This window comes from Thermoplasmata archaeon (genome assembly GCA_035622275.1).
In the GTDB taxonomy this organism is placed as follows: Archaea; Thermoplasmatota; Thermoplasmata; order Lutacidiplasmatales; family UBA184; genus Lutacidiplasma.
Map to the genome: position 1 here is coordinate 68,549 of DASPVQ010000029.1, position 7,421 is coordinate 75,969.

The 7,421-nt window shown below is 70.1% G+C and carries 9 protein-coding genes; 4 read left to right on the forward strand and 5 right to left on the reverse strand.

Annotated elements, in window-relative coordinates; all coding sequences use genetic code 11:
* Positions 1-216 precede the first annotated feature (216 nt).
* Complete coding sequence (locus VEL82_08790; protein HXW67953.1) at positions 217-1,491, reverse strand: MFS transporter; 1,275 nt, start codon at positions 1,489-1,491, stop codon at positions 217-219.
* Between the two features lie 159 nt (positions 1,492-1,650).
* Here VEL82_08790 and VEL82_08795 point away from each other — a divergent pair, with 159 nt between their 5' ends.
* Positions 1,651-2,610, forward strand: a complete 960-nt coding sequence (locus VEL82_08795) for a branched-chain amino acid transaminase (protein HXW67954.1) — start codon at positions 1,651-1,653, stop codon at positions 2,608-2,610.
* Between the two features lie 3 nt (positions 2,611-2,613).
* On the opposite strand, the gene VEL82_08800 is transcribed toward VEL82_08795, so the two are convergent.
* Positions 2,614-3,051 carry a VOC family protein gene (locus VEL82_08800; GenBank protein ID HXW67955.1) on the reverse strand — a complete coding sequence of 146 codons (438 nt, stop codon included), beginning with the start codon at positions 3,049-3,051 and terminating at the stop codon, positions 2,614-2,616.
* A 146-nt stretch (positions 3,052-3,197) separates the two neighbouring features.
* Between VEL82_08800 and VEL82_08805 the strand changes: the two genes are divergently transcribed.
* Both VEL82_08805 and VEL82_08810 read left to right on the forward strand, forming a co-directional pair.
* Positions 3,198-4,592: a TldD/PmbA family protein gene (locus VEL82_08805; GenBank protein ID HXW67956.1), complete on the forward strand. Its 1,395-nt coding sequence runs from the start codon at positions 3,198-3,200 to the stop codon at positions 4,590-4,592.
* Positions 4,589-6,025, forward strand: coding sequence for a TldD/PmbA family protein (locus VEL82_08810; protein HXW67957.1), 1,437 nt, complete (start codon positions 4,589-4,591; stop codon positions 6,023-6,025). The genes VEL82_08805 and VEL82_08810 overlap by 4 nt, the downstream gene beginning before the upstream one ends.
* Here VEL82_08810 and VEL82_08815 read toward each other — a convergent pair.
* The 3 genes from VEL82_08815 to VEL82_08825 all read right to left on the reverse strand — a co-directional run bounded on the left by VEL82_08815 (position 6,009) and on the right by VEL82_08825 (position 6,988).
* The gene (locus VEL82_08815) at positions 6,009-6,242 is read right to left on the reverse strand and encodes a PF20097 family protein (GenBank protein HXW67958.1); all 234 of its coding nucleotides are present in this window, start codon (positions 6,240-6,242) and stop codon (positions 6,009-6,011) included. The two genes, VEL82_08810 and VEL82_08815, sit on opposite strands and share 17 nt — an antisense overlap.
* A 180-nt stretch (positions 6,243-6,422) precedes the next feature.
* On the reverse strand, positions 6,423-6,635 hold the full coding sequence (locus tag VEL82_08820) for a hypothetical protein (GenBank protein HXW67959.1): 213 nt from the start codon (positions 6,633-6,635) through the stop codon (positions 6,423-6,425).
* Positions 6,635-6,988 carry a hypothetical protein gene (locus VEL82_08825; protein HXW67960.1) on the reverse strand — a complete coding sequence of 118 codons (354 nt, stop codon included), beginning with the start codon at positions 6,986-6,988 and terminating at the stop codon, positions 6,635-6,637. The genes VEL82_08820 and VEL82_08825 overlap by 1 nt, the downstream gene beginning before the upstream one ends.
* Positions 6,989-7,084: 96 nt before the next feature.
* On the opposite strand from VEL82_08825, the gene VEL82_08830 reads away from it, so the two are divergent.
* A partial coding sequence (locus VEL82_08830) for a MarR family winged helix-turn-helix transcriptional regulator (GenBank protein HXW67961.1) occupies positions 7,085-7,421 on the forward strand: 337 nt, incomplete at its 3' end.

The window sequence follows — 7,421 nt, forward strand, 5'->3', positions numbered from 1 at the left end:
GCAAATGGGAGGCAGAGTAATGTCATATCCGTTACAATAGCTATTGATGTCCATCATAATCGTGCCACATCGCCGATCCGCCACCGGTAGCGGCGTCGGACAACATCCCCGCCGCCCAACTCGAGTGAGCCGCGCGTCCCGCCCTCGTCCCGAGCGGCCATCGTTATCGATATATGAGTATGAATATGTAGCTCGTCCCCGAACTCGCCCCGCGAACTACGTCGCGGAGGATGCGCTCGACGCGCCTCGGGCCGACGGCCTCGCGAACAGCACGAGGACGGCTCCCGCGAGAGAGAAAGCGGCCGAGACCTCGAACGCGAGAGTTGCGGAGACGTAGGTCCACAGTCCGCCGGCGATGAGGGACCCGACGAGGATCGTGAACCCCTGCACCATTCCCAGCCAGCCGTAGGCGGGGCCGGCGAGCTCCGCGGGGACCTGTCGAGCGACCCAGGCGGACTCGACCACGCCCTGGAGACCGACCTGGATGCCCGCGAAGACGAAGGCCAGCAGCCCGAAGAGTAGACTGCTCGGTCCGGCCAGGCACAGGTCGACGAGGGCGAAGAGGCCGAAGGACAACGCGATCAGGGCAACCCCGGGCCGGCGGTCGGCCCACTGCCCGGCGGGGTAGGAGAGGCCCGTGAAGATGAGGTTGTACAGCAGGTAGAGGAGCAGCGAGGTGACGACCACGCTCGAGAGGGAACCCCCCGCGGACGGCAGGAGGTTCTCGCCGACCCGGAGCAGCGCGAGCAGGATGCTGAAGTACCCGAGCCCAAAGACGGCCTCGGCGACGAGGAAGCGCCGGAAGTGCGGTGGAAACGTGGTCCAGCCGACCCTGGGTCGCGCTGTGGCGGCCGGCGAGGAGGCCGCGGCCCGGTCCTTGACGATGACGAGGATGATGACCGTCGCGACGACGCCCGGTACGACCGAGAGCGCGAAGATCGTGCGGAATCCGCCGATCCCCCACCAGAGCACGAGGGCCACCGCGGTGATCGTCCCCAGGATGGCGCCGAGCGAGTCGAGCGCCTGCTCGAGCCCGAAGGCGATCCCCTGGTTCTCGCGGGTCGTCGCGTTCGCGACGATCGCGCTCTTGATCGGCTGACGGGAGCCGCGCCCCATCCACGCGGTCACCCGGAAGACCAGCACCTCCGGCCACACCGTGGCGATCGCGAGCAGGCCGTGCCCCACAGTGGTGGTGAGGTAGCCGTAGGAGCCGCGGACCTTGCGCCCTGCGCCCCGCGCCCAGCGCGAGCCCGCGACGCTCTGCACGCCGGCTTGGGCGAATTGCGCCGCGCCGTCGACGAGGCCGACGACGAAGGGGCTCGCGAGGAGGGTGAACGCGAGGAAGAAGGGGACGATCGGCAGGATCATCTCGTAGGACCAGTCGGCGAACAGGCTGGTGGTGGAGATCGCCCAGACGTCGGGAGCGATCCGGGACCTCGCCGGGCCCGACCCCGTGCTTCTGTTCGGTTCGGCGGACTCCGGAGGCGGCAAGATGGACGGATGCCCAGCGAGTCTCATGAACTTGCGGGCGCCCGAGGGCGGTCGTTGGCGATCGGAAGCGCCGTTCGATGCTCCGCCGTTGGGTAGGTCTATAACCACCGGTCGAGTTCGGATACTCCGGAGGTTCCGGTTTCACTCCGAAGCCCGGCAATGTTGGCAGCACCGGTGAAGGGCGGCAAGATCTGGATGGACGGCCAGTTGGTGAACGCCGAGGACGCCCGCGTCCACGTCCTCAACCACTCGCTGCACTACGGCGTCGCCGTTTTCGAGGGAATCCGGGCGTACGAGACGAGCGAGGGCGGCGCGATCTTCCGGCTCCGGGAGCACGTCAAGCGACTCGTGACCTCGGCGCGGGTCTACCACATGACGATCCCCTACTCCCCCGACGAGATCGAGCGCGCGATCCTGGAGACCCAGGGCGCGAACGGCATCCTGCCCTCCTACATCCGACCGCTCGTCTACCGCGGCGAGCCGGCGCTCGGTGTCAAGAACCTGCAGGGACGCGTCTCGCTGATGGTCGCCGCGATCCCGGCCAAGAAGTACCTCGGCGACCACTCCGAGACCGGGATCCGGGCAAAGATCTCACCGTTCCGCAAGCCCCACTCGGACGCGCTGCCGTCGTTCGCGAAGGCCGCGGGGAACTACATCAACAGCTACCTCGCCGGGGCGGATGCGATGAAGGACGGCTACGAGGAGGCCATCCTGCTCGACCAGAACGGCTACCTCGCGGAGGGGACCGGCGAGAACATCTTCCTCGTCCGGGACGGAAAGCTCTACACGCCCGGGCTGGAGTCCGACATCCTGCTCGGGATCACCCGGGACTCGGTGATGCAGATCGCCGCCGACCTCGGCTACCCGGTGGTCGAGAAGCTCGTCTCGGTGAACGAGCTCCTTACGGCCGACGAGGCGTTCTTCACCGGCACCTACGCGGAGATCGCCCCGATCAAGGAGGTCGGCCACTACGCGATCGGCGCGCGCGCGCCCGGGCCGATCACGGCGGGCATCATGGCGTCGTTCGCGCGGATCGTCCGGGGGCAGGAACCCAAGTTCGCCGGCTGGCTCTCGCCGGTACCGGCCTCGGCCCGGACCGCGCCCCGCGTCCGGAAGTAGGCCTCAGTCCTCGTCGTCCATCGGCGGCGCCGCCGGCGGCGCCGGGTGATCGCAGGCGTGCACCTGGGGGTCGGGTCGCCAGACGAGCTCGAGCCGAAGACCGTCGGGACCCCGCAGGTACAGCGAGCGCGAGTCGTTGCGCTCCTTCTCGCCCGTGATGACCACCCGGGAGCGGGCCACGCGGTTCCGCAAGCCGGTCCACTCGCTGACGCGGAAGGCGAGGTGGTCGACCGAGGTCGCCGTCTCCCCCTTGCCGAGATCGTGCAAGCCGAGCACCTGGTCCCCGAACAGAAGGTAGGTGTGATCGGTACCCTCGCCGATCACGTCCATCCCGAGCTGTTCGACGAAGAAGCGGCGCAGCTTGTCCCGGTTCCTCACCTTGAGGTCGACGTGGTCGAAGCCGACCATGCCAAAATCCCGGGGCGGAGTCTTCGGGGGCACGGGGCACGACCAGCGCACGGGCGTATATGCTCTACCGCGACGCAGCGCTCGCACCCACCGTCGCCGAGTCCCGGCCGCTCGCCGGACGGACCGGCGGGCTCGGGGTGCGTTAGCGTTATTCCGAGCGCGTGCGGTCGCTCCGCGCATTGGCCGGGCTGATCGATCACGAACCGGAGCTGCTGGCGCTCGTCCGACGCGTCGGCCGACGCACCTCCTTCGCGGAGGTGTATGCGGAGCAGCACACCGGCGAGGACATCATGCGAAGCACTCGGTGGCTTCGGGTCGTCCGCTCTCCGGGCCTCTCCGGATTCGCCGTACGAGCCTGGGCCGGCGTACGGTGGGTCGAGGCCGCCGGCTCCGACTTCGAAGCGAGTTCGATCTCCCAATCCGCGGAGGCGGTCGAGCGACGGCTCTCCGCCGCCGGGAAGATCGGCGATCCACCGGGGATCTCGTCGTCGCTCACCGGGCGCTTCGAGACGCGTCCCGCGCGCCTCCTGTCGGACGAGGGGACCGAGGCCCTGACCCAGCGGACGGACGAGCTGCTCGCGCCCATGCGCGATCGCCCGGGGATACGGGTGGCGACGGTCTCGCTGGGCTGGGAGGACCACGAGCGCCTGTACCTCAATTCGGCCGGCGCGCACTGCTGGTCCCGGATCACGCGGTCCGGAGGCTCGGCGCTCGCCGTCGCCTCCGAGGCCGGACGAACCCAGGTTGACCGGCGTCACGTCGGGGCCGCGGGCGGGCGGGAGATCACGGACCCGTTCGATGAGCAGGTCACCGCTACGGTCGCGGACGGAGCGCGCGCGATGCTGGCGGCGAAAGCCCCGCCCACCGGCCTGATGAATGTCATCCTCGACCCCGGTGCGACCGCAACGTTCAGCCACGAGTCGCTGGGCCATGGCGCCGAGGCCGACCAGTTCGTTCGCAACCGGTCGTATCTGCGACCGCTGCTCGGGCAGATGATCGCACCGGAGTTCGTCACGCTAGTGGACGATGGCACGGTGCCCGGGGGATGGGGGTCGCTACCGTTCGACGACGAGGGGAACCCGGGCCAGCGGACGGTCCTGATCGATCGGGGAAAGTTCGTGGGCGCGCTGCACGACCGGAGCACCGCCGCCGCCCTGGGCGCCCGCCCCACGGGCAACACGCGGCGTGCGACGTTCGCCCACCGCGCCTATGTGCGAATGACCAACTCGTTCCTGGAGGCCGGCGACCGGGAGCTCGACGACCTCGTCGCCGAGGCCGGCGACGGCGTCCTGCTCGAGAACTGGTTCAGCGGGGTCGAGGACCCTGCCGGCGGCCAGATGCAGATCAAGGTGCTCAAGGGCCACCGGATCGAGCACGGCCGACTGACCGACCTCCTGGGCGCGATGGCGCTGTCCCGTCCGGTCCTCGACTTCCTCAAGGAGATCCGCGGGATCGCGAAGCGCGAGCTGTTCGAGTGGACTCCGGGGACCTGCGGCAAGGGCCGGACCGAGTTCCTGCCGGTCGGGGACGGCGGGTCCTACGTGCTCTCGCGAGGGGTGATCGGACCCACATGAGCGCCCGCGCGCCCGACGCCGAGATCGCGTTCCGGGTCGCCGACCGGCTGGGCAAGCTCGACGGGGCCTGGGACGTCTACGGCGAGCGGGCGCGCCGGTTCGACGTGCACCTGAACGGCCCGTCGGTCGAGCTCGCTCGTGGGCCGATCGTGCTGGAAGGGTACTCGATCCGACTCATGCGCGCGCGTGCCGGCCGCCTCGGGACCGCCTCCCAGGCCTCCACCGACGCGACGGAGGCCGGCGTCCGCCGCGCGATCGAGTCGGTCCAGACTGCGGTCGCGCTCAGCGATTTCCCCGCGAGCAGCGTCGAGCTGCCGGCGAGCAACGGATCGGCCCCCCTGCCGGACATCGCGGACCCCACGCTGTGGAACGATCCGACGCGCGCGCTGGAGGAGTACATTGCGGCCCTCCTTCACGCGTTCGAGCGGGAGCGCGGGGTCGTGCCCAGCTTCGGTGCGATCGGGGTCACGCTCACCGAGGTGAGCGTGGCGAACTCCTCGGGACTGGAGATCAGCTACCCCCACACGCTGGTCGACGTCGAGCTCGGTGTGAAGGCCTACGCCGGACCCGAGGGCCCGGTGCCCGGCGAGTACTGGGTCCTGCAGCAGGCGCGACGTCTCGAGATCGATCGCCTGCCCTCACGGGTCCCGGACTGGTCCCGGTACGCGCGCGACGCTCGCGCCGCGGTCCTCCCTCCGACCGGCGCGACGTCCGTGGTGATCCCGCCCAGCGTCCTGGACGACATCCTGCCGGCCGCGCTCGCCGTCCCCTTCAGCGGCGTGGGACGGCTCAACGGGATCGCCCCGGAGATCGGCGAGGCCGTCGGCGCCACGCCGCTCGAGCTCGCCGACGACCCGACCGTTCCCTGGGCGGTCGGCTCGGCGCCGGTCGACGACGAGGGCACGACCGCGGGCCGACATTCGCTGGTCACCGAGGGAAAGGTCGCCTCGCTGCTCTACGACGTCCGGCACGGAGCGGCGCTGGGCGCGCGCTCGACGGGCAGCGGCTGGCGGCGCGCCGAGACGCAACCGTTTCCGTGGGCGCGCTTCACCGAGCCCCCGAGCCCCGAGCCCAGTACGCTCGTCATCCCGCCGGGGACCGGCGGCACCGACAACGAGCTGTGCGAGACGGCGGGGGACGGCGTCTGGCTCGTGCAGATCGGCTACCCCTCCGGAGAGCCCTCGACCTCGGCGTTCGGCGGCGAGATCCGGATGGGCTATCGGATCCGTCACGGGAAGCTCGCCGAGCCGGTCCGCGGAGGGACGGTCGGTGGGCGGATCCTGGCGGGTCCGGGAGACCCGTCGGTCTTCCGGGACCTGGCCAGCATCGGGTCACAGCCGCGGCTGCGAGGTCGGATCCTCGCCCCGGCGCTGCTCGTGAAACCCATGGAGCTGTCCGGCGAGGGTGCCGGGGCGGCTACGGCCGCGAAGTGAGCTCGATCAGGATCGTCTTGCACTGCGGGCAGCGCAGGGCCGGCAGGCTCGCCGAGTAGGTGCCTCCGAAGCCCGTAGGGGCGAGGACCTCGAGCCCGGTCGGCCGCGGGCGGGAAGCCGGGTGATCGTGCGCCCAGAACAGACCGGAGCCGTTGGAGCTCGTGACGTATCCGGGCTCGAGAACGGCCCCGCAGGTGGCGCACGTCCGCTCGGCCATCCGTCTACCCACAGAGCCCACGGGCTCCGGGTATCTTTCGTTTGCGTTGGATATCCCGAGTTACGTGCAATCGGCGTTACAGCTAAGGAGGGGTAGTTCCTTCGGGGCCCCGAAAAAAGTCCGACCCCCGCGGAGCCGGGAACTCCGCGGGGGCCTTAGCATCGTGATCGAGGAGGAGGCTCAGCTCCTGCGCTCGCCCTCCCGCGAGCGGGAAGCCAGGCGCTGGGCGCCGGAGCGGAAGGTCGGGATGAGCCAGGACGGCCAGCCGGTGAGGTCGTAGACGTGCGTCCGAGGCGGGGGAGCCATCGCGATCAGGAGGTCGCGGGCCATCGTGTGGGGCTGGTCGACGAGGGTCGGCGTCAATGCGATTCGGGGGCGCTCGGTCCGCAACATCAGAAGATCCCTCCCAGATCCGGCGGCGGAAGATACGGGAGCGTGAGGGCGCGGTTGCGGCGGTGGACCTCTTCCTCGCGAGGCGGCAGGGGCAGGGAGCCGATCGAGACCGGGATCTCCGAGGTCGGCGCCTTCGCGAGGTCCGGCACGAGGTGCCCGACCCGGGAAGGTGGCGGTCGGCTGACGACCGCGAACGACCCCTCGACGAGCGCGGGGCACTGGCCCGAGCCGCGGTGCAGGAACGAGTACTGCCGGTCGGAGTGCGCCGTGCCGCAGGTGGGGCACACGTCGGCCACCTCGAGCATCGTTCCGATGCCCCCGAGATAGGCCCCGCTCGCTTCCTCCGCGCTCATCACGGAAGGACCTGTGGGGGAAATTGATACTTAAACGTCAGGCGATAAATTGTACAAACTAACTCTAAGTACCACCGGGCCGCTACCGGTGGCCGGATGGGCGGCCGCAGCCTGCTCCCGACCGAGATCCTCGACTATGTCGAGACGCACGCCCCGCCGGCGGACTCCCCCTATGGGATCAGCCAGCGAGAGCTCGCCAAGGCGCTGGGTTACCATCCCTGCTCGATGTCGCGCCCCCTGCGCGACCTGGTCCACGAGGGACTGCTCGACGGTCGTCGGGGCCCGGTCCGGGATGGGGTCCGAAAGCAGCTCGTCTACCGGGTGACCCAGCAGGGCCGGACCCGGCTCGCCCGGGAGACCAAGCGCGTGCCACTGCTGACCGGTGCGATCCCCGCGCCCCCCAACCCGTTCCTCGGCCGCCGGGAGGAGCTCG